Genomic DNA, 26866 nt, shown 5'->3' with positions numbered 1-26866 from the left:
GGGGCCCGCCGTGGTGGACTGGGGCGTGGTGACTTTGAGCGGGCGGCTGGTCGACGTCCTGGGGCGGGTCAACGACACCTACCCCTGGGATCACAACGCGCACTTCCACCCCTGGCTGCTGCGGCAGTTGCCGCGCCGCTCCGGGCGGGCCCTCGACGTGGGATGCGGGGCCGGGGAGCTGGCGCGGAAGCTGGCCGGGCGGGCGGAGCGGGTGACCGGGATCGACGCCGATCCGGAGATCCTGGAGCGGGCGCGGGAGGCCGGCGGGGCCGTGGCGGACGTCGAGTACACCCTCGGCGCCGCCCCGGACGGGCTGCCGCCCGGGCCCTACGACGTCATCACCTGCGTCGCCGTACTGCACCACCTCCCCTTCACCGACGCCCTCACCCGGTTTCGCCGGGAGCTGGCCCCCGGCGGGACGCTGGTCGTCGTGGGGTGTGCGCGGGACGAGGACGTGCGGGGGATGGTCTCCCTCGCGCTCAACCCGCTGTTCGGCCTGGTGAAGAACCGCGGCCGGGCGGCCGTCCGGCGGCCCGTGGCCATGACCGCGCCCACCCGGCGGCCCGAGATGACCTTCTCGGAGATCGCCGCACAGGCCCGTCGGCTGCTGCCCGGCGCCCGGCTGCGGCGGCGGCTCTTCTGGCGGTACACCCTGGTGTGGCACGCCCCCTGAGCGTCTCGTCGCGGCCGGCGGGCGGGTCTCTCCGCGCCGCCCGCGCCGCCACCTGAGCGGCGACCGCCTCCGCCACCCCACCGGCATGGGCGAGGACGGCGGACGCGGTGGAGACGGGGTTCTGCCGAGCGTGCGGGTCAGCCGCTCGCGTGGGCGAGCGCGGCGCGCAGATGACCGCCGGAGTCCTCCAGAAGGCGGGCGGCCGTCGGGCCGTCCACGTCGGCGAGCAGGGTGAGGATCGCGTTCTTGACCTCGCCGCCGGACTCGGTCAGGGCCCGCTCGATCTCCTCGTCGCCCGCGCCCGTGGCCAGCGCGACGATGCGCCGGGAGCGGGCGCGCAGCTTGGCGTTGGAGGCGCGGACGTCGACCATCAGGTTCCCGTAGGTCTTGCCGAGCCGGATCATCGTGATGGTCGACAGCATGTTCAGCACGAGTTTCTGCGCCGTGCCCGCCTTCAGCCGGGTGGAACCGGTGATCAGCTCGGGGCCCACCACGACCTCGATGCCGTGCTCGGCGGCGGCCGCCAGCGCGCTGTGCTCGTTGCAGGCCAGGCCGATGGTCAGGGCGCCCTGGGCGCGGGCGTGCTCGACGGCGCCGACGGCGTAGGGGGTGCGCCCGGAGGCGGAGACGCCGACCACCGTGTCGTCGGGGGTGAGCTTGAGGGCGTCGAGGTCGGCGTGGGCCAGTTCCGCGGAGTCCTCGGCGCCCTCGACGGAGCTGACCATCGCCCCGGGGCCGCCCGCGATCAGGCCGACGACCTGGGCCGGGTCGGTGTTGAAGGTGGGCGGGCACTCGGAGGCGTCCAGGACGCCGAGCCGCCCGGCGGTGCCGGCGCCGGCGTAGATCAGCCGGCCGCCGCGCGCCATCCGCTCGGCGACGGCGTCGATGGCGGCGGCGATGTCCGGCAGCCGGGCGGCGACGGCGGCGGGCACCCCGCTGTCCTCGCCGTTCATCAGGCGGGCGATGTCGAGGGTGGGCAGTCGGTCGATGTCGGCGAGTTCGGGGCGGAAGGCCTCGGTGGTCAGCGAGGCCAGCTGGCTGCGCAGGTCTTGGGAGGTCATGGGAGCGGCTCTCTCGGTCTCGGATGCCGGTTCGCGTGCTGGTTCCCCCGTGCGGTTGCTCACCTGGAGGCTGAGCGGTGCCGGTGCGCCAGCGCCTCGTACGACGCGGCCAGCGCGGGCGCCGCCGTCTCGTACGTACGCTGGGCCACTCCCACGAACAGGCAGTCCACCACGAGCAGTTGGCTGGTGCGCGAGGACATCGCGGCCGGCCGCAGCTCGGTCTCCCGTGAGGTGGACGTGGTCAGCACGTGGTCGGCGTACTGGGTGACCGGTGAGTCGGGGCGGCCGGTGATCGCCACCGTCGCCGCCCCGCGCTCGAAGGCGACCCGCAGCGGCTCGATGACGTCCCCCGTCGAGCCGGAGTGGGTGATCGCGATCGCCACGTCACCCGAACGGAGCTGGACGGCGTTGGTCACCGCCAGATGCGGATCGCTGTGCGCGTGCGCTATGAGCCCTATGCGCAGCAGCTTCTGGGTGAGGTCCTGGGCCACCAGCCCGGACGCCCCGATCCCGTACACATCGGTGCGGCGGGCGCCGGCGAGCGCGGCGACGGCCGCGCCGAGCTGGCCGGTGTCGAGTCCGGCCGCGGTGTCGGCGAGGGTCTGCTGCTCCTCGTAGGCCAGCTTGGCGACGACGTCGGCGATCGGGTCGTCGACGGCGATGTCGGTGGTGATGGCGGGCGCGCGCCCGGACTGCTGCTGGGCGGCCAGGCCCGCGAGGGCGAGGCGCAGGTCCCGGTAGCCGGGGTAGCCGAGCAGGCGGGCGGTGCGGACGACCGTGGCCTCGCTGGTGCCGGTCAGTTCGGCGAGGCCGGTGACCGTGAGGGCGGCGCAGCCGGCCGGGTCGCTCGCGACGGCCTCGGCGACGCGCTGCATGGACCGGGTCATCGACGGAGCGAGGGTGCGCACCTTGGCGGCGAGCGAGCCGACCGGACTGCCGAAACTTTCCTTCACGTCCTGGGTCACCTCTGAAAGATATTTTCGGTTCGGTGTCCGGGTCAAGAGTGCGCACAATGGGTCCTATGGAGCCCATCAGTCCCCTTGAACAGGCCCTGCACGCGGCCCGCGCCCTGGTCCTCGCCGATCTGGTCGCCGGCCGGGTCGCGGAGGCGGACGTGGTGTCGCTGGTCGAGGACTCCGTGGCGCAGCGCCGCTGGTGGGTCGAGCAGTGGCCGGACGGCGTGCACTACGTGGCCGGCCTGGTCGCGCAGGACGTGCAGGACGCGCTGCTGGAGCGGTACGGCCGCTGGCCGCTGTGCCCGGCCTGCGGCTCGGGCGACCCGCACGCGCTGGACGTGGAGCCGGAGCTGGGCCCCGACCCGCACTGGGTGTGCCACAAGGTGGGCGTGAAGGTCGCGGCGGTGGGTTCGCTCGCCTCGGCCTTCGGCGAGGCGCCGTCCGCGTGAGGCGTCCGTGACGGTGTACATCGACCCGCCCACCTGGCCGGGGCACGGGCGCCTGTGGTCCCACCTGGTGAGCGACGTGTCGTACGACGAACTGCGCCTGTTCGCCGACGGTCTTGGCGTGCCCCGGCGGGCCTTCGAACGCGACCACTACGACCTTCCGGCGCACCGGTACGCCGACGCGGTGGCGGCCGGCGCGGTGGAGGTCAGCAGCCGCGAAGTGGTGCGGCTGCTGCGGGCGTCGGGGCTGCGGCGGCCCAAGGGGCTGGTGCGGCGGGGGATTTCCTAGGCGCACCCGCCCGCGTTCACCCGTGCAGCTCGTAGGCCAGGAGCCGGTCGTCGAGCGCGCCCAGCGGAGTGAACCCGGCGCGGGTGAGGACGCCCTGGGAGTCGGCGTTGTCCTTCCGGGCCCGCGCGTACAGCGTCCGTACGTCGTCGCGGGCCAGCGCCCACCCGGCCAGTGCGCGCAGCGCCTCCGTGGCGTACCCCCGGCCGCGGGCGTCCTCGACCAGGTTGTAGCCGATCTCCACCCGCCCGTCCTCGTCCGGGGTGCCGTGGAAGCCGAGGGTGCCGACCGCGCGGCCGTCCTCGGTGCGGACGAGGACGAAGGAGGTGAACTCGGGCCGGTGGACGCCGGCTTCGTACGCCTTCACCAGCATCCGGGCGGCGTCCCGGGTGCCCTCCTCGGGGCCGTCGCCGAGCCAGTCGAAGCCGCCGTCGCCGTCGAGGGCGAGATCGCGGGCGGCGGCCGGGCGGACACCGGTGAGGGTGAGGCGCTCGGTGCTCAGGACGAGGTTGTTGTACCAGCGCCACGCGGTGACCGGGTCCCGGCCGGGCAGCTCGCCGCGGCCGGTCGCCCACAGCAGGGTCGGCCAGGGCTCCGGGCCGGGCTGGACGTGCGGGAAGATCGTGGCCAGGACCGACTCGGCGAGTTCGGCGGGCGGCTCGTAGGCGAGGCCGAGACCCTCGGCCATGTCGTGGGTGTGCAGCAGGACTTCGGCGACGCCCATCGCGGCGAAGCCGTGGCGGTCGGCGGCGCGGAACGGGTAGGGGTGGAAGGCGCGGACGTCCGGCGGCGCGGTGGCCACGGCGGCGGCGAGCAGCGCGCCGGTGGCCTCCAGGACCTGGAGCAGCCCCGCGTTGTCGGTGCTCTCGTCCAGTTTCAGCTCGAAGGGCACGTAGGCGTCCCGCGCGCGTCCGGCCAGGTTGGCGGCGTACGCCACGAGATCGTCCGCGACGTGCACGGCGGTGGTGTGGCAGTCCCACTCCACCCGCCCGGCCCGCACGCCGTGCCAGTCCCGCCCCACCGCCTTGCGCAGTACGGCCACACACCCGGCCACGGACTCGGTCACCTGGTCGCCACTCGTCGCTCGCATGGCCGCACCCTAGGCCGGGGCCGCCGTCACGGCGACAGCATTTCCAGTTCGGCGGCGAGGTTGTAGCGGGCCGTGGCCTCCCAGTGCTCCCGGCCGTACGGCGTGCAAAACAGCCGGGGCAGGGCCAGGAGTTGGCGCAGGACGTCGGAACGTCCCTGGTGGAAGGCGTCGTTGGGGACGAAGTGGTACTCCTCGCGGACCTCGGCGGTGTAGACGGCGTACGCCGACGGGGGCGCGGCCAGGATCGCCAGGTCGGCGTCGCACAGCACCTGGCCGTCGCGGTCGTCGTCGGCCGGGTCGTGGGTGACGGTCAGCCGGACCAGCCGGGCCACCTCGGCGGTCTTCGCCTCCGGCACCCCCGCCTCCGGCAGGGCCCGCTCGGCCAGCCGCGCCGACCGCTCCTCGTTCTCCGAGCGCTCCGGCAGATAGACCGCGTCGTGGAACCAGGCGGCCAGCCGTACGACGTCCGGATCGGCCGCGTACCGCGCCAGCGTGTCGACGTGGTCGAGGACGGCGGTGAGGTGCGCGAGCGTGTGGTAGCGGCGCTGGGGCTCCTGCCAGCGGGCGAGGAGGTTGTCGGCGTAGGGCGCGGGGTCCGGCCCGCCACCCGGGGCGCGGGCCGCCTCCAGGGCGCGGGCGAAGCGGGTGCGGAGGGCGTCGAGGTCGGCCATGGGCCCATTCTCGCGTTCGGGCGGTGCGGGCGGGGGTGGCACCCTGGGGTCTTTCGTCTGGATTGGGCCAGACCCCCACGAGCCCGGCACGATCCAAAACGGGAGGCCCTAGCTTGGGCGCATGACTGATCTGCGTGAGGGACGGGATCCCGGACTGCCCGGGCGGCTGCTGACGATCGAGCGGGACGCCCTGATACCGCTGCTGCGCGTCCGGCCCGCCGCCGACTTCGCCCTGCCGGTGCCCGCGTGCCCGGGCTGGACCGTGCGGGATGTGCTGGCCCACTGCTCCGCCGTGCTGAGCCGGGTGGTGGAGCGGCGGTTCGAGAAGGGCGTGTTCTCGCCCGAGGCCAACGACCGGGACATCGCCGAGCGCGCCGCATGGACCGACGGCCAGGTGGTGGACGAGCTGGAGCGCGGGATGACCGAGGCCGGTGCCGTGCTCGCGCGCGGGGACGGGCGCCTGGACGCCGTCGCGCTCGGCGAGTGGGTGCACGCGGGGGACGTGCGGGAGGTGCTCGGCGTGCCGGGCGCGTACGCGGGCGCGGGCCTGCCGTACGCCCTCGACCTGCTGGCCCGGTACACCCGTGAGCTGGACCACGTGCCCCTCCACGCCGACCTGGACGAACTGGACGAGCCGCTGCGGCTGGGCGCCTCCGTCCCGGGCGCCCCGCCCGCGCGCTACATCGGCGACGCCCCCACCCTCGTACGGCTCTACGCGGGCCGTTCGGTCGACGGTCGGGGGTACGAGCTGGCGGGCGCGACGGAGGCGGAGCTGAACGTGTTCGGCTGAGCGGCGGCCGGCCGCTTTCCCGGTGGCGTACTGGCGCCTCCCCGTCGGCGTACTCTTAAATTGGACTAGACCTTTAGTCGGATCTTTGGGCCGCGATGAATGGGGTGCCATGAGCAAGCGTGCAGTCCTGGAGGTGATCGCCCTCGACATCGAGGACGCGGTCGCCGCCCAGGCCGGGGGTGCGGATCGCCTGGAGCTGGTCACCGAGATGGCGGCCGACGGGCTCACCCCGTCCGCCGCCACCGTCGCCGGTATCCGCGCCGCCGTGGACATCGAGCTGCGCGTGATGCTCCGTCTGGCGGACGGGTTCGCGGCCGGTGCGGTGGAGCGGCTGCTGCGGGTGGCCGACGAGATGCGGTCGGTGGGCGCCGACCAGTTCGTGCTCGGCTTCCTCGACGCGGACGGGGGAGTGGACCTGGCCGCCGTGGAGCGGGTCGTCGCCGCGCTGGACGGCTGCCGGTGGACCTTCCACCGCGCCATCGACCGCGCCGCCGACCGCGACGCCCTGCGCAAGCAGCTCGCCGACCTGCCCGGCCTCGACACCTATCTCACCGCCGGCTCCGCCGGCGGCGTGGACGAGGGGCTGCCCACCCTGCTCGCCGAGTTCGGCCGTCAGGGCGAACCCGGCTACGACCAGACCATCCTCGTCGGCGGCGGGCTGCGCCTGGACCACGTCCCGCCGCTGCTCGCCGCCGGCCTCGACGCCTTCCACATCGGCGGCGCGGCCCGCCCCCAGGGCTGGCACGGACCGGTGTCCGAGGCGTCCGTCAAGGAGTGGCGCCGGGTGCTGGACGGAGCGGCCGGCTAGATACCGGACGGGGCGCGGGCACGTGAGCCCCGCCCCGACGCGGACCGCCCCGCCCCCGGCCGGGAGACCGGTAGGGAGCGGGGCGGTCACGCGGGCGCGCGGGGCGCGCGTCAGTCGACGTCCACCGGGCCGTCGTCCGACTTCTTGTTCTTGCCCGAGTGCAGCTGGAGCAGGCCGTTGTTCCGGTTCTCCTCGGCCCGGTGGCCGTCGGACTCCTGGCCGCCGAGGTTCTGCCGGACCGAGTCCAGGATGGTCAGGCCCTGGGAGACCAGACCGGCCGCGATCTCGCCGAGGCCGTCCGCGCCATTCAGGACGTTGACGTTGGCGCCGGACAGACCGCCGGCCGCCTCCTTCACGATCTGCGGCAGCTGGTCGATCAGCATCCGGTCCAGCGCGACCCGGTCGTAGGAGGCCGCCGCCTCCGCCTGGATCTTCATCCGCTGGGCCTCCGCCGCCGCGAGGATGCGCACCCGCTCGGCCTCCGCCTCGGCCGGCTTCACGACCTCGGCCACCAGCTGCTTCTGCCGCAGCAGCGCCTGGCGCTCGGCCAGCTCGGTCTGCGCGTCCAGCACTTCCCGCTGGGCGTGCGCCTGCGCCAGCGGACCGGCCTGCGCCGCCTGCGCCTGCGCGCGGTCCACCTCGGCCGAGTACTCGGCCTTGACGACGGCGGTCTGCCGGGCGTACTCCGCCTGCCGGCGGGCCGCCTCCTGCTCCGCCTCCACCGCCGCCTGCGTGGCCTGCGCCTGCGCGATCTGCGCCTGGCGCTGGATGGCCGCCTTGTGCGGGGCGGACATCGCGTCGATGTAGCCGGTGTCGCCGTCGTCGATCGACTGGATCTGCAGCGAGTCCACGATCAGGCCGATCTTGGCCATCTCGGTCTTGGAGGTGTCCAGCACCTCCGCGGCCAGCTTCTGCCGTTCGGTGACGATCTCCTCGACGGTCATCGAGCCGATGATCGCGCGCAGATGGCCCGCGAAGATCCGGCCGGTGAGCACCGACATCTGGTCCTGGTCGGAGAGGAAGCGCTGGCCCGCGTTGATGATGCTCTCGTGGTCGTTGCCGACCTTGAAGGCGATGACCGCGCGCACGTGCAGGGCGATGCCCTGCTTGGTCACACAGGTCTCGGTGACCTCCGACTCGCACATCGCGAGGGAGAGGAAGCGGGTCTTGCGGAAGAACGGGACCACGAACTTGCCGTGGCCCGTCACCACTCGGAACGGCGCGCCCCCCAGTCCCCGTCGCCCGCCCGAGATCAGCATCGCCTCGTCGGGCGCGGGTACGCGGTATCCGAACATTTTCTCGTACTCCTCAGCAGGCGTCGGCGGCGCCGCCGCCGAGCGCGTCCAATGGATCGGCCCACTCGATGACGCCGACCGCGCGAGAACCCCGTGATTCGATCACGAGTACCGTCGCGCCCGGCGGCAGGGGCTCCTCCGACCAGGCGAGGAACGTCTCGGAACCACCCCTGACCCGGACCAGGATCTCGCCCGGTCCCGCGGAGCCACGCGTTCCTATGAGGACCTTCCCCGTGCAGCCGATCACGGCCTCGTCCTGCGGCATCACCGGCCGTCCTCCCTCGCCCTGGCCTCAGGATTCCGACGATAGCCCCAGTCCGGCCGGGGACCAACGGGTGGGAGGAAACGGACGTGTACCGGCCTGGAGGAGTTGCTCCGGGAGGGGTGCCGCATGGGTCACGACCAGGCCGGAGACCGCTCGGGTGAGGGCCACGTACAGGCGCCGCAGCCCGGTCCGCTCGTCCGGTTCGCCATCCACCACGGCCTGCGGTTCGTCGAGCACCACGTAGTCGTACTCCAGGCCCTTGGCGAGCGAGGCCGGCACCAGGGTCAGCCGGGTCTCGCGGGTGGTCTCCTCGCCCGGCGCCAGGTACCCGATGCCCGCCGCCGTCAGCGCCTCGGCCAGCGCCGGGATCCGGGCGTCGGCGGCGATCAGGCCGGTCGAGCCCTCGTTGCCCAGCAACTCCTCGCAGGCCGCGACGACTTGGTCCGTGCCGTCGATCGGGCGGACCTCGAAGAAGCCCGGGTTCTCACGGACGGAGGCGACCGGGGTCAGACCGGGCGCGATGTGGGGGAGCAGCCGGGAGGCGTACGTGATGACATCGGTCGGCACACGGAAACCGGCCGTCAACTCCTCGATGACGCCGTCCGGTTTGCCCAGGTGGGCCAGCGCCTCGTGCCAACTCCGCGTCGCCCAGGGCGTCGTGCCCTGCGCCAGGTCGCCCAGCACGGTGGCGCTGCCCGTGGTGCAGCGGCGGCCCACCGCGCGGTACTGCATCGGGGAGAGGTCCTGCGCCTCGTCCAGGACCACGTGCCCGAGCGAGTGCGTGCGCTGGATCAGGTCGGTCGCCTCGTCGATCAGCACCGCGTCCGCGGCGGACCACTTGGCCGACTTCACGCTGCGCGCCGGCCTGGCCCACAGGATCGTCTTCTGCTCGTCCTCGTCCAGGACGCCCTCGGCGTGCTCGGCGAGGAACTCCGGCTCGGAGAGCAGCCGCAGCACCAGCTTCGCCGGGTCGACGGCCGGCCAGATCGCCTTCACGGCCGCCTTCACCGCGCTGTTGCGCGCCACCGCGTCCTGCACCCGGTCGTCCGGTGCCTCGCCGGCCCGCTCCATCTGCACCAGCACCGCGTGCGCGATCCGCTGCGGCAGGGCCTCGCGGGCGGCGCCGTACCGGATGTCCCGGGCCAGCAACTGCTCCACCAGCTCCTGGAGTTCGTACGCCGGAACCCGCCAGCGCCGCGACCCGCGCACGACCACCACCGGCTCGGTCGGCATGGTCACGTACGAGTACAGGGCCCGGCGCAGCACCTCGGCCATCCGGGCGTCGCCCTTGACGACCGCGGCGGCCGCCTCGTCGGTGCCGCGCACCTCCACCTGCGCCACCAGGTCGTCCACGGTGGCCTGCTGCACGGACAGCTCGCCGAGGGCCGGCAGCACCTGCTCGATGTAGTGCAGGAACGACTTGTTCGGGCCGATGACCAGGGTGCCGGTGCGGGCGAGGCGCTCCCGGTGCGCGTACAGCAGATACGCCACGCGGTGCAGGCCGACGGCGGTCTTACCGGTGCCGGGGCCTCCCTGGACACAGACCGTGCCGCCCAGCCCGCTGCGGACGATCTCGTCCTGCTCGGGCTGGATGGTGGCGACGATGTCGCGCATCGGGCCGACGCGCGGGCGCTCGATCTCCCGCTGGAGCAGCTTGCTGGTGGTGGCCGCCTCGGCGGGGTCGGACAGCCGCTCGTCCTCGTACGCGGTCAGGTCGCCGCCGGTGTAGCCGAAGCGGCGGCGCAGCCCGATGTCCATCGGGTCCTTCTTCGAGGCCCGGTAGAACGGCTGGGAGACCGGGGCACGCCAGTCGATGACCATGGGATCGCCGTCGGCGTCGTGCACGTGCCGCCGCCCGATGTAGAACTGCTCGCCCTGCGCGCCCTCGGCCTGCTCCGCCCCCGGGGCGTGCAGGTAGTCGAGCCGGCCGAAGAACAGCGGGGTGTCGCTGAGGTCGGCCAGCGCCTTGATGCGGTCGTCGATCTGGCGGCTGAGCACTTCGGCGTTGACCCAGTTGGCGGTGACGTCCCGGATGTCCAGCGCCTCCACGTCCTCCCGCATGGCGCGCAGGGCGGCGCGGGAGGCGGCGAGGTGCGAGCGCTCGCGGGAGAGGGGGTCGACGGCCTGGTCGTGGGCGGACGTGGACAAGGGGGTGCCTCCGGTGGGCCTGCTACGGGCGGTACGACGGTGACGAGGTCGTGCGGGACGACGTGCCGTCCGGTTTCCGGCCGGACGGCGGCACTCCGGTGCGGGGAGGCGGGCAAGGGGGAGGATTTTAGTGAGGCGCCGTGGCGAACGCCAATGGATATTCGGCGGCCGGTACGGCGCGGGTCCGGCCGGCCCACGGGCCGCGGCGGACGACGCAGGGCGGGGGAGTTTCCTCTCACGCGTGTCGACCAGCGGCGGCGGACGCCGCCGTACCGGACACCGCCGTACCGGGGGTCGGCCGGCGCCCGGTGTCGACGGTGGGCAGGTGCCGGCCGGAGGGGCTCCCCGCGAGGAGGACCCGCTCGACCCCCACGCGCTCTCAGGGGACGAAGGCGGCCCGAGTAGGGGTGGGGTCCACCCCGGGGTGTAGGCGGTGGCTCGGGGAATTGGGCCTCTGGGCCGATACCCCCGCGAGGCGGACGGTTCCACCATGGAGGCATGAGCGCAGCAACCGTTTCCCCCTCCTCCGCCCGGCCCCCGGCCGGGGCCACGGCCGTGGACGGCGCCCCGCGTCACCTCCTCGGCAGCGCCCTGCGCGCCCTGAAGGTGTTCGCCGAGGCGGCGTTCGGCGTGGTGATCCTCGGCGAGTACGGCGAAGAGACGGGCATACGCCGGGCGTGACGGCGTTCGCCCCCGCGCCCGGTCAGCCCTCCGTCTCCGACAGCAGTTCGTCGGCGTCCACGATCCGGTAGGCGTACCCCTGCTCGGCCAGGAAGCGCTGGCGGTGGGCGGCGAAGTCCTGGTCGATGGTGTCGCGGGCGACGACCGAGTAGAAGTGCGCCTGGTGGCCGTCGGCCTTGGGCCGCAGCACCCGGCCGAGCCGCTGGGCCTCCTCCTGGCGGGAGCCGAAGGTGCCGGACACCTGGATGGCGACCGTGGCCTCGGGCAGGTCGATGGAGAAGTTGGCGACCTTGGACACCACCAGCACGTTGATCTCGCCCTCGCGGAAGGCGTCGAAGAGCTTCTCGCGCTGGGCGTTGGAGGTCTCGCCCTTGATGACCGGGGCGTTCAAGTGCTCGCCCAGCTCGTCGAGTTGATCGATGTACTGGCCGATGACGAGGACCTGCTGGCCCGCGAACCGGCGGACGATCGCCTCCGTGACCTTCCGCTTGGTGTCCGTGGTGGCGCAGAAGCGGTACTTCTCCTCCGTCTCGGCCGTGGCGTACGCCAGCCGCTCGGACTCCGTCAGGTTCACCCGGACCTCGACGCAGTCGGCGGGCGCGATGTAGCCCTGCGCCTCGATCTCCTTCCAGGGCGCGTCGAACCGCTTCGGCCCGATCAGGGAGAACACGTCCGACTCACGGCCGTCCTCGCGCACCAGCGTGGCGGTCAGCCCCAGCCGTCGCCGTGCCTGGAGATCGGCGGTGAACTTGAAGACGGGAGCCGGCAGCAGATGCACCTCGTCGTAGACGATCAGACCCCAGTCCCGGGAGTCGAACAGCTCCAGGTGCGGATAGACGCCCTTCCGCCTGGTGGTCAGCACCTGGTAGGTGGCGATGGTGACCGGGCGGATCTCCTTGCGGGTGCCGCTGTACTCGCCGATCTCGTCCTCGGTCAGCGAGGTCCGCTTCACCAGCTCGTGCTTCCACTGCCGGGCGGAGACCGTGTTGGTGACCAGGATGAGCGTGGTCGACTTCGCTTCGGCCATGGAGGCGGCGCCCACCAGCGTCTTGCCCGCGCCGCAGGGCAGTACGACGACACCGCTGCCGCCGTGCCAGAAGTTCTCCACGGCCTGCCTCTGGTACGGCCGCAGCGCCCAGCCGTCCTCGTGCAGCTCGATGGGGTGCGCCTCGCCGTCCACGTAACCGGCGAGGTCCTCGGCCGGCCAGCCGAGCTTCAGCAGCGTCTGCTTGATCTGCCCGCGCTCGGAGGGGTGGACCACCACGGTGTCGGGGTCGATCCGGGCGCCGACCAGCGGGGCGATCCGCTTGGACTTCAGCACCTCCTCCAGCACCGGCCGGTCGGTGGTCGTCAGGACCAGTCCGTGCGCCGGGTGCTTGGAGAGGGTGAGGCGGCCGTAGCGGTCCATCGTCTCGGCGATGTCCACCAGCAGCGCGTGCGGCACCGGATAGCGGCTGTACTGCACCAGCGCGTCCACGACCTGTTCCGCGTCGTGCCCGGCGGCCCGCGCGTTCCACAGGCCGAGCGGCGTCACCCGGTAGGTGTGGATGTGCTCGGGGGCCCGCTCCAGTTCGGCGAACGGCGCGATGGCCCGGCGGCAGTCGTCGGCCCGCTCGTGGTCGACTTCCAGGAGCAGGGTCTTGTCGGACTGGACGATCAGTGGACCATTCACGCGCGGTACACCCTTTCCACTACGGCCTCCCACTACGGCCAAACGTCCAGTGTGCCCCATCCGGCGGCGATCACGGAGGGCCGCGGACGCCATGGGGGCCCGGGTGCGGGTCCCCGCTCACTCCCCGGCGAGCTCGGCCACCCCCGTGATGCGGTGCAGCGGGTAGGTGCGCACCTCGTCGGCCGTGTGGTCGTAGGCCGTCACGAACCCGCCCTCCACCCGGACCGGGGCGATGACGCGCTGGCTGGCGGCGCCCTCGGCGTTGACGTAGCCGATCCACAGGGACTCCCCGGTGAGCACCGCGGCCTGCACGGTGGCGAGGGTCTCGGCGGAGGAGGTGCGGGGCAGCTCGCCGCCCGCAGGCTCGGGTCCGGCCGGCTTGCGGGGGGCCGTGGCGGCCAGGTCGCCGGCCCGGATGGCGCGGATCGCGGCCGTGAGCAGGGTGGCGTCGGGCGTCGGCGGCCCCTCCGGCACCGGCTCCGGCGCGGTGCGGGGCGGGGTGCGGTGGGCGTGCGCGCGGGCGATCAGGACATCGCCCTCGGCGGACTCGGCGGCGGGCGCGAAGCCCATCGCGCGCAGGCCCTCCAGCAGGGCGGCCGGGTCGGTCTGCGCGGCCAGCACGGTGGGGGCGAGGCGGCGCAGGCGCAGGGCGGCGGCGCGCTTGTCGGCGAGGATCTCGTTCAGCAGGGCGTCGTCGTCGCAGCGGACGTACGCCGAGGCGGCGCCCACCCGCAGATGGCCGTGCCGGCGGGCCACGTCGTCGATCAGGTAGGCGAGCGGCTGCGGGACCGGGGTGCGCGAGTGCCGGGTGAGGAAGTCGTGCAGGTCGGCGGCGGTCCGCCCGGCGTCCAGCGCGCGCCGCACCGACCCCGGGGTGAACCGGTACACGGTCGCGCCGCCCTTGGACTCCACGTCCGCGAGCACCCCGAGCATCTCGGCGAGCGGCCGCTCCAGCGGCCCCGGCGCCACCGCGGTCAGATCCGCCTGGAGCAGCACGTGGTCCAGCGGCTCGGGCAGCAGCGGCGCGAGGATGCGGGCCGCTGCCGCGGCGGCGGTGGCCTGCTCGGTGGGGGAGAGGAGGGCGGGCGGCGGGAGCTGCGGCGTCGCGCGGTGGTGGACGGGGAGCTTGTCCCCGGGGCCGCTGGGCTCGCCCGCCCCGGCCTGGCCGCCCGCCTCGGCCGGACCGGCCACGCCGCCCGGCGCCGGTGCCCCCAGCAGGGCCCGGCCGTGGGCGGACAGGGCGCCCCGGCCCGTCACCCCGAGCAGTTCCGCCTCCGAGAGGGTCCAGCGGGCGAGGCGGGCGCGGAGGTCCTCGGTGCCGTCCTCCTTGCCGGTCCGGGCGGTGGACGCGGTGCCGCGCGGGGGGCGTTCCCAGCGCAGCCGGGCGAGGACCGAGTCCGGGTCGGGGGCGGTGCCCGCGGGCAGGCCGGCCAGCAGGGTCAGCACCCGGTGCCGCACCTCGGGCGCGGCCGAGCGGTCCAGGCCCGGGCCGAGCGCGGAGAGCGTCCGGTCCTTCGCGTCCCGGCCACCGACCAGACCGGACGTCCGGGTGCCCGTCAGCCAGGCCTGGGCGAGCCGGGCCCAGCGTTCGGCCGGGGGCCGCTGAAGCCACTCGTCGTAGAAGGGGGTGGCGGCATAGCGTTCGTCGGCCTCGCCGTCGGAGGCCAGCAGGCCCGCCGCGTAGGCGAGTTCGACCCAGAACGCGGCGACCGGCTCGGGCGCGTCCAGGGCGATGGCGGTCCGCTTCAGATCGCGCACGCTCAGACCCCCGGCCCGCAGCACTGCGGGCCCGCCCTCGTTCCAGTCCGTCAGCAGCTCCTCGACGGTGGCGAGGGCGGTGTGGGCCTGCCCGGCGGCCGTCGCGTCCACCACCTGTGGACGGTGGACGGCGGCCGGCTCCACCGCCGGCGGCAGCGGCTCGGGCTCCCGGTGGGCGCGGCCCGCGCGCAGATGCAGGGCCACCTCGCGGGGCAGTACGACGGTGCCCGGTGCGGTCGGCAGCAGCAGCCCCCGGTCCAGCAGCCAGCGCAGATGGGCGGCCGGTTCCGGGGTGACCTGCCCGTACGGCGGCCCCCACACCAGCCGGGACAGCACCTCCCGGGAGGCGTCCGGGGCCCCGGCGAGCAGCCGGGCCATCTTCTTCCGGTCGGTGAACAGGGCGGTCAGCGCGGCCACCGCCGACACCGAGTCGTGCGTCGAGGCCAGCCCGGCGGTGGTCACGATCTCCTGGATCCGCCCCGGAGACATGCCCGAGGTGGCCTCCGACACGGTGGGCCCGAGACCGGTCGGCGAGGGGTGCTGCGCGGAGGGCGCGAGCACTTCGCGGGCGGTGCGCACCAGGCGCAGCCGTTCGTCGTCGCCCCACACCAGCGCCTGTTCGCGCAGCGTGGCGAGGGCGCGGGGCAGTGCGGCGGCCACCGCCTCGTCCCCGGCGTCCCCGGCCATCAGCCCGAGCAGGGCGGCGTAGGGGGCCGGGTCCGGGGCCACGGCCAGCGCCTGCGCGGTCTGGAGCGCGAACCGGTCCAGCCGCTCCAGGGCCCGCAGCACCGAGGCCCGGGTGCCGGCCCGGGTGGCCAGCTGGGTCAGATCGGTGGGGACGGGCGTGATGAGGTCCGGGCGGCTGCGCAGCAGCGCGGCCAGGGAGGCGTCGTCCCTGGCGCGGAGGGCCTCCGCGAGGGACCGAGGGGCTGGGTTGGCCTCTTGGCTCATCCGGCCAACGGTAGCGGGTTGTCCTCGGCGGTTCAGCCGTGGCGGGGGCGGCCCGGCTCTGCGCTACCGTCCTCACGGGGTTTCAGTCGGCGTCACCCCGGAGGGATTCCGTGGGCATCGAAAGCGACAAGGTCGTCTACGAGTACCTGAGCCGCGTCGGGGACATCGCGCAGCAGCGGCAGCTGCCGTCGTCCGCCCGGATGCGGCTGGTGTCGGAACTGCGCAACGAGATCGACCGCGACCGGGCCAGGGCCACGGTGGACAGTCCCGCCGCCGTCCGCCGCATCCTGGACCGGCTGGGCACCCCGGACGAGGTGGTCCGGGCCGCGGGCGGCTCCGGCGGCACCGGCACGGCCGGACCGCCGGCCGCCGTACCGGTCCAGCCCGCGGCCCCCGAGCGGCCGCCGCGCCCCGCGGCGGCCGAGCAGCAGCTCCCGAAGCTGCTGCGCCGGGTCGTGCCCCGGCCCCGTGCCACCGAGCCCCCGGCCGCGCCGGAGCCGTCCGTGCCGAGGGACGCCCCGTCCCCGCCGCACACCGCCCCCGCGCACGAGCTGGGGGACACCGCCCTGCCGCCCGACTGGTGGCGGGTGGCCGACGGTCCCTTCGCCGGCGCCGGGCGTGGCGCGCACCCGGAGACCGACGAGGTGCCGGGTTTCGTCGGCGGCGTGGAGATCCCCGATCTGCTCAAGCGGCCCCCGCACGAGACGGAGCGGGCGCGCACGCCGGAGAAGGAGGCGGAGGAGGAACCCGGGGAGGAGGCCGCCGAGGCCGTCCCCGCGCGCCGCTTCGGCCTGTTCCCGCGCCGCGCCCCCGCCCCGGCGGAGGACGCCCCCGCCCGCCGTCTCCTCCCCGGCCCCGCGGGCGGCTGGACCAACCCGTTCCTGCTGCTGGCCGCCGCCGCGCTGGTCGTCGGCGCCGTGCTCGGCAACTGGTTCGCGCTGCTGGCGGGCTGGGCGATCGCCTACACCTCGCGGCGGCTGTCCCCCGCCGAGGCGAAGTGGGCGGTCCTGGTGCTGCCCGGCACCGCGGCCGCGGCGGGCCTGGTGTGGCTGTGGGGACGGCAGAGCGGCCGCTGGGGCGACCCGATCGCCCAGGGCCGGATGGGCGACGCCGTCTCCCAGACCTGGCCGTGGGTGGTGCGCGGTGCGGCCGTCGCCTCGGCGCTGTACCTGGTGTGGCGCTCGCAGCGCCGGAGCTGATCGCCCCGGCGGGGGACGCGGGTCACGGGAACGGAGGATGGGGAGCGCCCCGGCCACCTGGCACCATGTTCCCCATGGCCTCCCTCACCGTCGGTTTCGACCTCGACATGACCCTCATCGACTCCCGGCCGGGCATCCGCGCGTGCTACCTGGCGCTGGCGGAGCGCACGGGGACGTACATCGACGCCGATCTGGCGGTCACCCGGCTCGGCCCGCCGCTGACGGACGAACTGGTGAACTGGTTCCCGGCCGAGGAGGTACCGGCCGTGGCGGAGCTGTACCGGGAGATGTACGCGTCGATAGCCATCGCCGCGACGCCCGCCATGCCCGGCGCCCGTGAGGCCCTCGCCGCGGTGCGCGCGGCCGGCGGGCGGACCATGGTGGTCACCGCCAAGTACCGGCCCAACGCCGAGCTGCACCTGTCCCACCTGGGCATGGAGCCGGACGTCGTCGTGGGCGACCTGTGGGCCGAGCAGAAGGCCGAGGCGCTGCGCGAGCACGGCGCGGGGGTCTACGTCGGCGACCACATCGGGGACGTGCGCGGGGCGCGTACGGCGGGCGCGCTGTCGGTCGCCGTGGCGACCGGCCCCTGCCCGGCGGACGAGCTGCGCGCGGCCGGGGCGGACGTCGTCCTCACGGACCTGTCCGCCTTCCCGCAGTGGCTGGCCGGCTACCGCGACGGTCAGCGGGAGGCCGCGGCCTCCCGCGCCTGACGCCGCCCGGCGGCGACCGACCGCAGCACGCCCGCGCCGGCCACGAGGAAACCGACGCCCATGAGCATGCTCAGGCCGTACATGTAGGTCGGAAACGGCTTGATTCCGATGAACAGCGGGATCACGGTGATCAGGGCGGCCAGGGCCCCGATGAAGAACACGATGGCACCGGCGCGGATCAGTCCGTCACCGGGCCCGGCGGAATTCGCTTGGGTTTTGTCACGCACCGGACCAGGGTAGTTCCTGCGCGAGAGAACGACCGGGGGACGTCTTGTCACCGGGTCCAAGACCATTAGCCTTGGTAGCAGCGGGTCACGGACGACCCGCTCTAGTGCTATCAAGAGCCGTTTCCGAAGCAGTTTTCCCGACGAGTACGAGGACGAGGACAGACGTGCCTACCGGCAAGGTCAAGTGGTTCAACAGCGAGAAGGGCTTCGGCTTTCTCTCCCGTGACGACGGCGGTGACGTCTTCGTCCATTCCTCGGTTCTCCCCGCCGGCGTCGATGCGCTCAAGCCGGGACAGCGCGTGGAGTTCGGCGTGGTCGCCGGTCAGCGCGGCGATCAGGCGCTTTCGGTGATCGTGCTCGACCCGACGCCCTCGGTGGCCGCCGCCCAGCGCAAGAAGCCCGACGAGCTGGCCTCGATCGTGCAGGATTTGACGACCCTCCTCGAGAACATCACTCCGATGCTGGAGAAGGGCCGTTATCCCGAAAAGGCCTCCGGCAAGAAGATCGCCGGCCTGCTCCGCGCGGTCGCCGACCAGCTGGACGTCTGACCGCCGGCTCGTCCGGCTCCCGTCAGGGGAACGCGAGTGCGTCCGGGCCGAGGGGCGGTACCAGTCCCTCGGCCGCCGCCCGGGTGAGCAGCCCCCGGATCGCCGCGTAGCCGTCCTCGCCGAGGTCCGCGGTGAACTCGTTGACGTACAGCCCGATGTGCTGGTCGGCCACGGCCGGGTCCATCTCCTGGGCGTGCGCCATCACATACGGCCGGGAGGCCTCCGGGTCGTCCCACGCGGCCCGCACGGAGGCGCGCACCGAGTCGGCGAGCCGGGTCAGCGCCTCGGCGCCCAGCGACCGCTTCGCCACGATCGCGCCCAGCGGGATCGGCAGCCCGGTGGTCCGCTCCCAGTGCTCGCCCATGTCGGCGAGCTTGTGCAGCCCGTAGTTCTGGTAGGTGAAGCGGGCCTCGTGGATCACCAGCCCGGCGTCCACCTTGCCGTCCCGCACGGCCGGCATGATCTCGTGGAACGGCATGACCACGATCTCGCCGACCCCCCCGGGCACCGTGTCGGCCGCCCACAGCCGGAACAGCAGATAGGCCGTCGACTTCTCGCTGGGCACCGCGACCGTACGGCCCGTCAGGTCGGCGCCGGCCTCCTTGGTGAGCACCAGCGGACCGCAGCCCCGGCCGAGCGCGCCCCCGCAGGGCAGCAGCGCGTACTCGTCGAGGACGTACGGCAGGACGGCGTACGACACCTTCAGCACGTCGAACTCGCCGCGCTCGGCCATGCCGTTGGTGATGTCGATGTCGGCGAAGGTCACGTCCAGCGCGGGCGCGCCGGGGACGCGGCCGTGGGCGAGGGCGTCGAAGACGAAGGTGTCGTTGGGGCAGGGCGAGTACGCGATCTGCAACTGCTCACTGGTCATGCGGTTTCCAACTCTCCAATGCGGGCGCGAGCTTCCCGAAGGCCGCGGTGAGGGCGGCGAGGGCGTCGCCGATGCGCCAGGCGGCGCGGTCGCGGGGGCCGACCGGGTTGGAGATCGCGCGGATCTCCAGCACCGGCACCCCCTGGGCGGCGGCGGCCTCGGCGACGCCGAAGCCCTCCATGCCCTCGGTGAGCGCGCGGGGGTGCCGGGCGCGCAGCGCGGCGGCGCGGTCGGCGGTGCCGGTCACGGTGGACACGGTCAGCGCCGTGCCGATACGGGCACCGGTGGCCTCGGCCACGGCCCGTACGAGTGATTCCGGCGGGCGGTGGGTGACGGTCCCGAAGCCGAGTTCGGTGACCGGCAGAAAGCCGTCGGCGGTCTCGGCGCCCAGGTCGGCCACGGTGATGGCGTCGGCGACGACGAGGGAGCCGAGCGGCGCCCCGGGCGCGAAGCCACCGCCGATCCCGGCCGAGACGACCAGGTCGTAGGGGGCGCCGTCGAGGGCGGCCGCGGTCAGCGCGGCGGCGGTGGAGGCGGCGGCCCGGGCCGGTCCGACCCCGGCGGCGAGCAGATCGACCACGGCGGTGGCCGGGGGACCGGCGGCGGTGGCCGTACGGCGGAGCACCGCGCCCGGGAGCGGCAGCTCCTGGGCCGGTCGGGGGAACGCCTGTGCCACCGCGTCCCGTTCGACCGGGACCGCAGTGGCCACGAGGACACGTGCGGACGTGGTGATCAGGCCTTCTTCTTCACCTTGAAGGACCACACGCCCTGGGTCGCCTTGGAGCCCATCTGGATCACCACGGAGTTGGTGTCGCCGCCGGTGTTGTACCGGCTGTTGAAGAACGCGTCGCTCGGCAGCGTGCGGTACGTCGAGGTGTTGTAGTTGATGAACGGCTGACCGTTGATCAGCACGGCCCATCCGGCGTCCGCGATCTTCGGGTCGACGCCGATGCGCAGGGTGTCGACGTCGCTGAGCGAGATCGCCTTGGCCTCGTCGACCTTCTTGGCGCAGGTCTTCAGCGAGGCGGCGGTCAGCTTGTTGCCGTCGTTGTAGCAGAGGGCCTCGGAGTGGACCGTGTCCCCGCCGACGGTGAGCGACGCGACGGGGGTCGGCTTGGAGCAGCCCGACAGGACGAGCAGTCCGGCGGAAACGGCGCCGGCGGCGGCGACGGCGCGGCGGCGTCGCACAACGGATTGCAGCGTGGTCATGGCCGAAGGCTATCGGGCGCCCGGAGCCGCCCGGCCACGTGGGGTGCGGCGTGCCCGGTTCGTTACGCCAGTCGTGTCCGCGACAACCCGGCCGTGTCCGGGCCGTCACCCGCCGTCACCTCGGCCGCCGTTCTCACGCCATCCGGGCCCGGCCGCCGTGGCGCGCCGAACGGACCAGGCCGCGCAGCGTGCTCAGCCAGCCGACGGCCACGAACGCGGCGCCGACCAGCAGCCCGACCGTGCCGTTGAGCGGCATCACGATGCCGACCGCGCCGCCGAACACCCACGCCATCTGCAGCAGTGTCTCCGAGCGGGCGAACGCCGAACTACGCACCAGCTCCGGCACGTCCCGCTGGATCAGCGCGTCCAGCGCCAGCTTGGCCAGCGCCTGCGCGAACCCGGCGACGGCGGCGAGACAGGTGACCAGGACGGCCCCGAAGAAGAGCGCGGCCACGACCGCCGTGCCCAGGACCACCGCGATGACCGTCACGATGATGATCTCCGGGGCGCGTGATCTGAGCCATGCCCCCACCGCCGTGCCCAGCGCGTTGCCCGCACCGGCCGCGACGCCCACCAGACCCAGCGAGACCGCCGCGCTCTGACCGGCCAGCGGATGCTCGCGCAGCAGGAAGGCGAGGAAGAAGATCAGGAAGCCGGACAGGCAGCGCAGGGCGGCGTTGGCGGCGAGGGCGTGCGTCACGGTGGACCCCACGGCCCGCAGCACCGGCCGCTTCCCCTGCCGCTTGCGGTGCGGCCCCCGTGGCGGGCCGGCCGCGAGCAGCGCCACGTCCTCGCCCCGCGCCGAGTCCACCTTGGGCGGCAGCGAGAAGGACAGCGCGGTACCGCCCGCGAAGATCAGGAAGGCGCCGTACAGCGGCCAGGGGTCGCCGATCCGGTGCAGCCCCGCCGCGATCGGCGCGGCCACCCCGGTGGCGAGCAGCCCGGCCAGCGTCACCCGCGAGTTGGCCTTCACCAGCGAGAACCGGGGCGGCAGCAGCCGGGGTACGACGGCGCTGCGCACCACGCCGTACGCCTTGGAGGCGACCAGCACGCCGAGCGCGGCGGGATACAGCCCCAGGCTGCCGGTCGCCACCGCGCCCGAGATCACCAGCGCGAGCAGCGCCCGCGCCAGCATGGCCGCCGCCATCGCGGCCCGCCGCCCGTGCGGCAGCCGGTCCAGCAGCGGGCCGATCACGGGGGCGAGCACGGTGAACGGCGCCATGGTGATCGCCAGGTACAGCGCGACCCGCCCGCGCGCCTCGTCGGTCGGCACCGAGAAGAACACGGTGGACGCCAGCGCCACGGTGATCATGACGTCCCCGGCGCCGTTCACCGCGTGCAGCTCGATCAGCTTGCCGAGGCCCGATTCGCCGGCGCCGTGCGCGTGCGTGGCCCGGCGGATGCCGCGCGCGGCGCCGGTGACGGGGAAGTGCAGGGCACGCCCGACGGACCGGACGGCGCCGCCTCCCCGGCGGACACCGCCACCCCGAACCCCACGCTTGTCCGCGGTCGCCACGAGGTTCATAGTGCCCCGAGAACCCTCCGGATAGTGCGGATACGGCACGTATGGCGGCGAACCGCACCCGCCGGACCGGCGAGAGGGGCGGGCCGGGTGGGGGAGAATGCCGTCGAGCGGCAACGAATCCTGTTCGGTGTAGCGTGCGTATCTCAGCCATAACGCAGAATGGATGGCAGAGGTGCGCCCAGCGCGCGGATGCAGACGTCGATGCGGTCCTGAGGTCCGCTCCGTCGGCCAACCCCGCCGGAGGCAGCCGCCTTGACGAGACGGCGTAGGAGAGAAGCGATACCTGTGAGCGCAGCGACAACGCGAAGCCGCACCCCCGACCGTCTGTGCGCCGAGGCGGTCGACCTCGCCCGGGGCGCCGCGGAGGAGGCGGCCGCGCCCGGTGTGGTCGGCGAGCACACTGGCCTCGTCTCCGAGGGCGACCGTGTTGTCACGCACTTCTTCGAGTGCAAGGAGCTGGGCTACCGGGGCTGGCGCTGGGCCGTCACCGTGGCCCGCGCCTCCCGCGCCAAGCTCGTCACGCTGGACGAGGTGGTGCTGCTGCCCGGCCCCGACGCCGTGCTCGCGCCCGAGTGGGTGCCGTGGAGCGAGCGGCTGCGCCCGGGCGACCTCGGCCCCGGCGACCTGCTCCCCACCGACCAGGACGACCTGCGTCTGGAGCCCGGTTACACCGGCGAGGACCAGCCGCCGCCCAACTCGGTGATGTCCGAGGAGATGGCCGAACTGGCGGAGGCCGAGGACGCCGACGTCACCCCGGGCGCCCCCGCGGCCCAGCCGGCCGCGCCCTCGCGCGGCTCGATCGCCGCGGTGGCCGAGGAACTGGGCATGCGCCGGGCCCGCGTCCTGTCCCGGTACGGCCTGCACAGCGCGGCCGACCGCTGGGAGGAGGCGTTCGGCCCGAAGACGCCGATGGCCCAGGCGGCCCCGGCCACCTGCATGACCTGCGGCTTCCTGACGCCCATCGGCGGCTCCCTCGGTCAGGCCTTCGGCGTCTGCGCCAACGAGTTCTCCCCGGCCGACGGCCGGGTGGTCTCCCTCGCCTACGGCTGCGGCGCCCACTCCGAGGCGGCCGTCATGCCCAAGCCCCCGCAGCCCGCCCCGCCGGTCGTCGACGAGACCCGCGTCGAGCCCTTCCCGCTGCACCCGGCCCGCGACTCCGGCTCGGTGCCGGAGGCGCCGGACGAGGAGACCGCGGAACTGGGCCACTCCTGACCGTGATCCGGCTCGCGCGCGACACCGACCTGCCCGCCTTCCTCGCGCTGGCGGCCGAAGTGGAGCACTGGTTCGGCCCGATGGTGGACGACCCCGGCTTCACCGACGCCGTGCTGCGGGGCGCCGCCGGCGGCACGGCCCTGGTCGCCGAAGGCCCCGGCCCGCTCGGCGCCCTCCTGTTCGGCGGTACCGCCCCGGTCCACCAGGTGCACTGGCTGGTCGTCAGCGAACGGGCCCGGGGCACGGGCGTGGGCCGCGCCCTGCTGGCCGAGTCGCTGCGGCGGTTCGTGCGGCCCCCCGCCACCGTGGAGGTCGTCACCTTCGGCCCGGACCACCCCGGCGCGGTGACGAGCGGCGCCCGCGCCTTCTACACGGCCCTCGGCTTCACCCCGGGCGAGCCGGCCGCCCCCGGCCCGGAGGGCGGCTCCCGGCAGGTCTACCGCCTGCGGGTGTCCTGACCCGGCGGGCACCGCCGAAGCGCCCCGCACCGGACCGTCGATGTCGGCGGCGCGCTGTACCTTCTTCCTCACGTCGACGAGGAGTGTGAACGTGAGCAGCAAGTACGTGCGGCCGGCGGCCGAGGGTGCCGATCCCTTCGGGACGGCCCGGCTGCGTCGCGGCGTCCTCGACGCCTGGGCCACCAGCCCCGCGCGGTTCCGCGAGGACGCCAACGCGGAGGAGGACCTGGTCCTGGGCGGCTACCGCGACCGCCTGGTGATCGAGCTGGCGCAGAACGCGGCGGACGCCGCCGCCCGTTCGGGGGCCCCCGGCCGCCTCCGCCTCACCCTGCGCGACAACGTCCTGGTCGCGGCCAACACCGGCGCCCCGCTGGACGCGGCGGGCGTCGAGTCCCTCGCCACCCTGCGCGCCTCCGCCAAGCGGGACGCCGAGTCCACGCACGGCGCGGTGGGCCGGTTCGGCGTCGGCTTCGCCGCCGTCCTCTCGGTGACGGACGAGCCCGCGCTCGTCGGCCGGCACGGCGGGGTGCGCTGGTCCCTCGACGAGGCCCGGGAGCTGGCCGCCGACACCGCCCGGCACAGCCCCGGACTCGGTGACGAGGTCCGCCGGCGCGCGGGCCACGTCCCCCTGCTGCGGCTGCCGTTCGCCGCCGAGGGCACCGCCCCCGACCCGTACGACACCGCCGTCATCCTGCCGCTGCGCGACGCGGCCGCCGCCGACCTCGCCGAGCGGCTGCTGCACGCCGTGGACGACGCGCTGCTGTTGACCCTCCCCGGTCTGGCGGAGGTCGTCATCGAGGTGAACGGCGACGCGCCCCGCACCCTGTGCCGCCGCACCGAGGGCGCCGTCACCGTCGTCGAGGACTCCCGCGAGGGCACCACCCGCTGGCGGACCACCACCGCCCACGGCCCCCTCGACCCCGAACTCCTCGCCGACCGGCCGGTGGAGGAGCGGCTGCGCCCCCACTGGTCGGTGACCTGGGCCGTCCCGGAGGACGACGAGGGCCGTCCGCTGCGGCCCCGCACGGCCCCCGTGGTGCACGCCCCCACCCCCAGCGACGAACCCCTGGGCGTCCCCGCCCTGCTCATCGCCTCCTTCCCCCTGGACACCACCCGCCGGCACACCGCGCCCGGCCCGCTCACCGACTTCCTGGTGCAGCGCGCGGCCGACGCCTACGCCGCGCTGCTCGCCGGGTGGCGGCCGGTGACGGAGGGCGCCGTCGACCTCGTACCCGGACCGCTGGGCAAGGGCGAGCTGGACGGGGCGCTGCGCCAGGCCCTGCTGGAGCGGCTGCCGCGCACCGCCTTCCTGCCGCCCGCGCTGCCCGGCGGGGACGGTGCGTACGGCGAGGGCGGCGAGGGTGGCGAGGACGAGCTGCCGCAGGCCCTGCGGCCCCGGGACGCGGAGATCGTGGAGGGCGCGGGCGCCGACACCGTGCGGGTGCTCGCCGAGGTGCTGCCCACCCTGCTGCCGGCCGGCCTGGAGCGGCGCGCCGAGCTGCGCATGCTCGGCGTGGCCCGGCTCCCGCTCGCCGACGCCATCGACCGGCTGGCCGGTCTGGAGAAGGACCCCGACTGGTGGTGGCGGCTCTACGACAGCCTCGCCGGCATCGACCCGGACCGGCTGTCCGGGCTGCCCGTGCCGCTGGCCGACGGCCGGACCACGATCGGCCCGCGGCAGGTGCTGCTGCCCACCCCCGACGGCGCCCGGATCGACGTGGACGTGCTCGGCCGGCTCGGGCTGAAGGTCGCCCACGAGGACGCCGTGCACCCCCTGCTGGAGAAGCTGGGCGCGCTGCCCGCCACCCCGCGCGCGGTGCTCACCACCCCGCAGGTGCGGGCCGCCGTCGCCGCCTCGCTGGACGAGGAGGGCGGCCTCACCTGGGAGGAGGACGCCCCGGACGCCGAGGAACTGGCCGACACCGTCCTCGGGCTGGTGCGGGACGCGGGCCTGGAGCCCGGTGCGGAACCCTGGCTCGGCGCCCTCGCGCTGCCCGACGAGGACGGCGAACTCGTCCCCGCCGGCGAGCTGGTGTACCCCGGCAGCCCCTTCGCCCGGGTGATCCGCGAGGACGAACTGCCCACGGTCTCCCGCGAACTGGCCGAGCGATGGGGCGAACAGCCGCTCACCGCCTGCGGGGTGCTCGCCGGATTCGCCCTGGTGCGCGCCACCGACGTCGTCCTCGACCCCGACGAACTGGAGCCCCGCGAGGGCGACTTCGCCGAACCGGACGACGCCGGGCTGCTGGACGCGGTGGACGTGTGGTGCGAGGACATCCTCGACCGCTTCCCGGACAGCCCCGTGCCGCCGGTCGCCACCGAACTCGTCGCCGTGCGCGACCTCGACCTGGTGGCCGACGACCACTGGCCCGAGGCCCTCTCGCTGCTCGCCCGGCCGCCGCTGCGGGACGCGCTGACCCAGCCGGTGCGCGTCCTGCTGCCCGACGGCACCCACGAAATCGTCCGGTCGTACACCGCGTGGTGGCTGCGCGGGCACCCGGTCCTCGACGGGCGGCGCCCCGCCGGCCTGCGGGCCGCGGGCGGCGACCCGTTGCTGCGCGGGCTGTACGACGAGGCCGACGCCACCGGGTTCGAGGACGAGCAGGTGCTGCGGGCGCTCGGGGTGCGGACCTCGGTCGGCGCCCTCCTGGACGAGCCGGGCGGCGCCGCCGAGCTGCTGGACCGCCTCGCCGACCCGGACCGCCCGGTCACCGCCGCCCAACTGCACGGTCTGTACACGGCGTTGGCGGAACTGGACCCGGAACAGGTCACGCTGCCCGACGAGTTGCGGGCCGTGCTCGACGGCCGGGTCACGGTCGTGGACGCCGCGGACGCCGTGGTGGTCGACTCCCCGGACCTGCTTCCCTTCACCTCCGGTGTGCCCCTGCTGCCCGTACGGCCGTCCCTGGCCGCCGAGTTGGCCGAGCTGCTCCAGGTGCGGCGGCTCAGCGAGTCCGTCACCGGCGAGGTGCACTCCGAGGGCACCGAGCACGACGTGCCGGAGCCGGTGCGGGTGCTGCTCGGACCGCGCACGCCCGAGACGTACGTCGAACACGGCGAACTGGTCGTGGACGGCGTCGAGATCGACTGGCGGCTGACCGACGACGGGGTGCTGCATGCCGCCACCCTGGAGGGGGTCGCCGCGGGCCTCGCCTGGGCTGCGGGGCAGTGGCCGCGCCGGTTCGAGGTGGCGGCCCTGCTGGAGGACCCGTCCCGCACCGAGGAGTTGGCCCGGGACCGCTGGTTCGACTGACCCGCCGAGCCCCTTTCGGCCGACCTTCAGAACTCTCTTACAGTTTCTTCAGATTGTGTACAACCGTTCCCCTGTGTGCGGTGTCTGACGAGTCGGAGTC

The 26866-nt window shown here is 74.4% G+C and carries 26 protein-coding genes; 12 read left to right on the top strand and 14 right to left on the bottom strand.

What is annotated here, in order from left to right; translation table 11 throughout:
• The first annotated feature begins 25 nt into the window (after window positions 1-25).
• Window positions 26-673, top strand: coding sequence for a class I SAM-dependent methyltransferase (locus tag ACSP97_RS16550; RefSeq protein WP_364723472.1), 648 nt, complete (start codon window positions 26-28; stop codon window positions 671-673).
• 137 nt (window positions 674-810) lie between these two features.
• Here ACSP97_RS16550 and murQ read toward each other — a convergent pair whose 3' ends face one another.
• Together murQ and ACSP97_RS16540 are read right to left on the bottom strand one after the other, a co-directional pair.
• Window positions 811-1734, bottom strand: coding sequence for an N-acetylmuramic acid 6-phosphate etherase (gene murQ / locus ACSP97_RS16545; RefSeq protein ID WP_355148114.1), 924 nt, complete (start codon window positions 1732-1734; stop codon window positions 811-813).
• 59 nt (window positions 1735-1793) lie between these two features.
• Window positions 1794-2699 carry a MurR/RpiR family transcriptional regulator gene (locus ACSP97_RS16540; protein WP_355148112.1) on the bottom strand — a complete coding sequence of 302 codons (906 nt, stop codon included), beginning with the start codon at window positions 2697-2699 and terminating at the stop codon, window positions 1794-1796.
• A gap of 56 nt (window positions 2700-2755) precedes the next feature.
• On the opposite strand from ACSP97_RS16540, the gene ACSP97_RS16535 reads away from it, so the two are divergent.
• Together ACSP97_RS16535 and ACSP97_RS16530 are read left to right on the top strand one after the other, a co-directional pair.
• The gene (locus tag ACSP97_RS16535; protein WP_358673246.1) at window positions 2756-3139 is read left to right on the top strand and encodes a hypothetical protein; all 384 of its coding nucleotides are present in this window, start codon (window positions 2756-2758) and stop codon (window positions 3137-3139) included.
• A gap of 7 nt (window positions 3140-3146) precedes the next feature.
• Window positions 3147-3425, top strand: a complete 279-nt coding sequence (locus ACSP97_RS16530) for a DUF4031 domain-containing protein (protein ID WP_146466870.1) — start codon at window positions 3147-3149, stop codon at window positions 3423-3425.
• Between the two features lie 16 nt (window positions 3426-3441).
• Here ACSP97_RS16530 and ACSP97_RS16525 read toward each other — a convergent pair whose 3' ends face one another.
• Together ACSP97_RS16525 and ACSP97_RS16520 are read right to left on the bottom strand one after the other, a co-directional pair.
• Window positions 3442-4512 (bottom strand): GNAT family N-acetyltransferase, encoded by a 1071-nt coding sequence (locus tag ACSP97_RS16525; protein WP_440558096.1) that lies wholly within the window; start codon window positions 4510-4512, stop codon window positions 3442-3444.
• Between the two features lie 26 nt (window positions 4513-4538).
• A complete protein-coding gene (locus ACSP97_RS16520; RefSeq protein WP_355148106.1) occupies window positions 4539-5183 on the bottom strand; it encodes an HD domain-containing protein in 645 nt (214 codons plus the stop codon).
• 121 nt (window positions 5184-5304) lie between these two features.
• On the opposite strand from ACSP97_RS16520, the gene ACSP97_RS16515 reads away from it, so the two are divergent.
• Window positions 5305-5973 carry a maleylpyruvate isomerase family mycothiol-dependent enzyme gene (locus tag ACSP97_RS16515; protein ID WP_355148104.1) on the top strand — a complete coding sequence of 223 codons (669 nt, stop codon included), beginning with the start codon at window positions 5305-5307 and terminating at the stop codon, window positions 5971-5973.
• 109 nt (window positions 5974-6082) lie between these two features.
• On the top strand, window positions 6083-6781 hold the full coding sequence (locus ACSP97_RS16510) for a copper homeostasis protein CutC (protein WP_355148102.1): 699 nt from the start codon (window positions 6083-6085) through the stop codon (window positions 6779-6781).
• A gap of 110 nt (window positions 6782-6891) precedes the next feature.
• Here the strand turns inward: ACSP97_RS16510 and ACSP97_RS16505 are convergent, their stop codons facing one another.
• Genes ACSP97_RS16505 through ACSP97_RS16495 form a run of 3 tightly spaced genes read right to left on the bottom strand, consistent with a single transcriptional unit; the run spans window position 6892 to window position 10402 of the window.
• Window positions 6892-8076 carry an SPFH domain-containing protein gene (locus ACSP97_RS16505; protein WP_355148100.1) on the bottom strand — a complete coding sequence of 395 codons (1185 nt, stop codon included), beginning with the start codon at window positions 8074-8076 and terminating at the stop codon, window positions 6892-6894.
• A 13-nt stretch (window positions 8077-8089) separates the two neighbouring features.
• Window positions 8090-8341 carry a hypothetical protein gene (locus ACSP97_RS16500; RefSeq protein ID WP_070024484.1) on the bottom strand — a complete coding sequence of 84 codons (252 nt, stop codon included), beginning with the start codon at window positions 8339-8341 and terminating at the stop codon, window positions 8090-8092.
• A 27-nt stretch (window positions 8342-8368) separates the two neighbouring features.
• On the bottom strand, window positions 8369-10402 hold the full coding sequence (locus ACSP97_RS16495) for a HelD family protein (protein ID WP_440558441.1): 2034 nt from the start codon (window positions 10400-10402) through the stop codon (window positions 8369-8371).
• 585 nt (window positions 10403-10987) lie between these two features.
• Here ACSP97_RS16495 and ACSP97_RS16490 point away from each other — a divergent pair.
• The gene (locus tag ACSP97_RS16490) at window positions 10988-11170 is read left to right on the top strand and encodes a hypothetical protein (RefSeq protein ID WP_355148098.1); all 183 of its coding nucleotides are present in this window, start codon (window positions 10988-10990) and stop codon (window positions 11168-11170) included.
• Window positions 11171-11192: 22 nt separating this feature from the next.
• On the opposite strand, the gene ACSP97_RS16485 is transcribed toward ACSP97_RS16490, so the two are convergent.
• Window positions 11193-12842 (bottom strand): DNA repair helicase XPB, encoded by a 1650-nt coding sequence (locus tag ACSP97_RS16485; RefSeq protein ID WP_355148096.1) that lies wholly within the window; start codon window positions 12840-12842, stop codon window positions 11193-11195.
• Between the two features lie 117 nt (window positions 12843-12959).
• Window positions 12960-15551 (bottom strand): helicase-associated domain-containing protein, encoded by a 2592-nt coding sequence (locus tag ACSP97_RS16480; RefSeq protein ID WP_440558092.1) that lies wholly within the window; start codon window positions 15549-15551, stop codon window positions 12960-12962.
• Window positions 15552-15661: 110 nt separating this feature from the next.
• On the opposite strand from ACSP97_RS16480, the gene ACSP97_RS16475 reads away from it, so the two are divergent.
• The gene (locus tag ACSP97_RS16475; RefSeq protein ID WP_355523768.1) at window positions 15662-16750 is read left to right on the top strand and encodes a hypothetical protein; all 1089 of its coding nucleotides are present in this window, start codon (window positions 15662-15664) and stop codon (window positions 16748-16750) included.
• Window positions 16751-16815: 65 nt separating this feature from the next.
• Window positions 16816-17463, top strand: coding sequence for an HAD family hydrolase (locus ACSP97_RS16470; protein ID WP_355148090.1), 648 nt, complete (start codon window positions 16816-16818; stop codon window positions 17461-17463).
• On the opposite strand, the gene ACSP97_RS16465 is transcribed toward ACSP97_RS16470, so the two are convergent.
• Entirely contained in the window at window positions 17433-17690 is a 258-nt protein-coding gene (locus ACSP97_RS16465) for a hypothetical protein (RefSeq protein ID WP_355148088.1), read from the bottom strand. The two genes, ACSP97_RS16470 and ACSP97_RS16465, sit on opposite strands and share 31 nt — an antisense overlap.
• Before the next feature lie 164 nt (window positions 17691-17854).
• Between ACSP97_RS16465 and ACSP97_RS16460 the strand changes: the two genes are divergently transcribed.
• Entirely contained in the window at window positions 17855-18238 is a 384-nt protein-coding gene (locus ACSP97_RS16460; RefSeq protein WP_030734743.1) for a cold-shock protein, read from the top strand.
• 22 nt (window positions 18239-18260) lie between these two features.
• On the opposite strand, the gene ACSP97_RS16455 is transcribed toward ACSP97_RS16460, so the two are convergent.
• From ACSP97_RS16455 to ACSP97_RS16440, 4 genes are all read right to left on the bottom strand, one after another.
• On the bottom strand, window positions 18261-19109 hold the full coding sequence (locus tag ACSP97_RS16455) for a 1,4-dihydroxy-6-naphthoate synthase (RefSeq protein ID WP_355148085.1): 849 nt from the start codon (window positions 19107-19109) through the stop codon (window positions 18261-18263).
• The gene (locus ACSP97_RS16450; protein ID WP_440558088.1) at window positions 19099-19818 is read right to left on the bottom strand and encodes a futalosine hydrolase; all 720 of its coding nucleotides are present in this window, start codon (window positions 19816-19818) and stop codon (window positions 19099-19101) included. The genes ACSP97_RS16455 and ACSP97_RS16450 overlap by 11 nt, the downstream gene beginning before the upstream one ends.
• Window positions 19819-19841: 23 nt before the next feature.
• Window positions 19842-20318 (bottom strand): DUF2771 domain-containing protein, encoded by a 477-nt coding sequence (locus tag ACSP97_RS16445; protein WP_355148083.1) that lies wholly within the window; start codon window positions 20316-20318, stop codon window positions 19842-19844.
• A gap of 133 nt (window positions 20319-20451) precedes the next feature.
• Window positions 20452-21843: an MFS transporter gene (locus ACSP97_RS16440; RefSeq protein ID WP_355148081.1), complete on the bottom strand. Its 1392-nt coding sequence runs from the start codon at window positions 21841-21843 to the stop codon at window positions 20452-20454.
• Window positions 21844-22128: 285 nt separating this feature from the next.
• Here ACSP97_RS16440 and ACSP97_RS16435 point away from each other — a divergent pair, with 285 nt between their 5' ends.
• The 3 genes from ACSP97_RS16435 to ACSP97_RS16425 are packed head-to-tail and all read left to right on the top strand — an operon-like array spanning window position 22129 to window position 26766.
• Window positions 22129-23055: a DUF3027 domain-containing protein gene (locus ACSP97_RS16435; protein WP_355148079.1), complete on the top strand. Its 927-nt coding sequence runs from the start codon at window positions 22129-22131 to the stop codon at window positions 23053-23055.
• Window positions 23052-23513 (top strand): GNAT family N-acetyltransferase, encoded by a 462-nt coding sequence (locus ACSP97_RS16430; protein WP_355148206.1) that lies wholly within the window; start codon window positions 23052-23054, stop codon window positions 23511-23513. The genes ACSP97_RS16435 and ACSP97_RS16430 overlap by 4 nt, the downstream gene beginning before the upstream one ends.
• Window positions 23514-23553: 40 nt before the next feature.
• Entirely contained in the window at window positions 23554-26766 is a 3213-nt protein-coding gene (locus tag ACSP97_RS16425; RefSeq protein WP_440558086.1) for a sacsin N-terminal ATP-binding-like domain-containing protein, read from the top strand.
• The last annotated feature ends 100 nt before the right edge of the window (window positions 26767-26866 follow it).

The organism is Streptomyces sp. SCPE 10 (genome assembly GCF_051980735.1).
In the GTDB taxonomy this organism is placed as follows: Bacteria; Actinomycetota; Actinomycetes; order Streptomycetales; family Streptomycetaceae; genus Streptomyces; species Streptomyces misionensis.
This window is presented reverse-complemented; position numbering and strand designations above follow the sequence as displayed.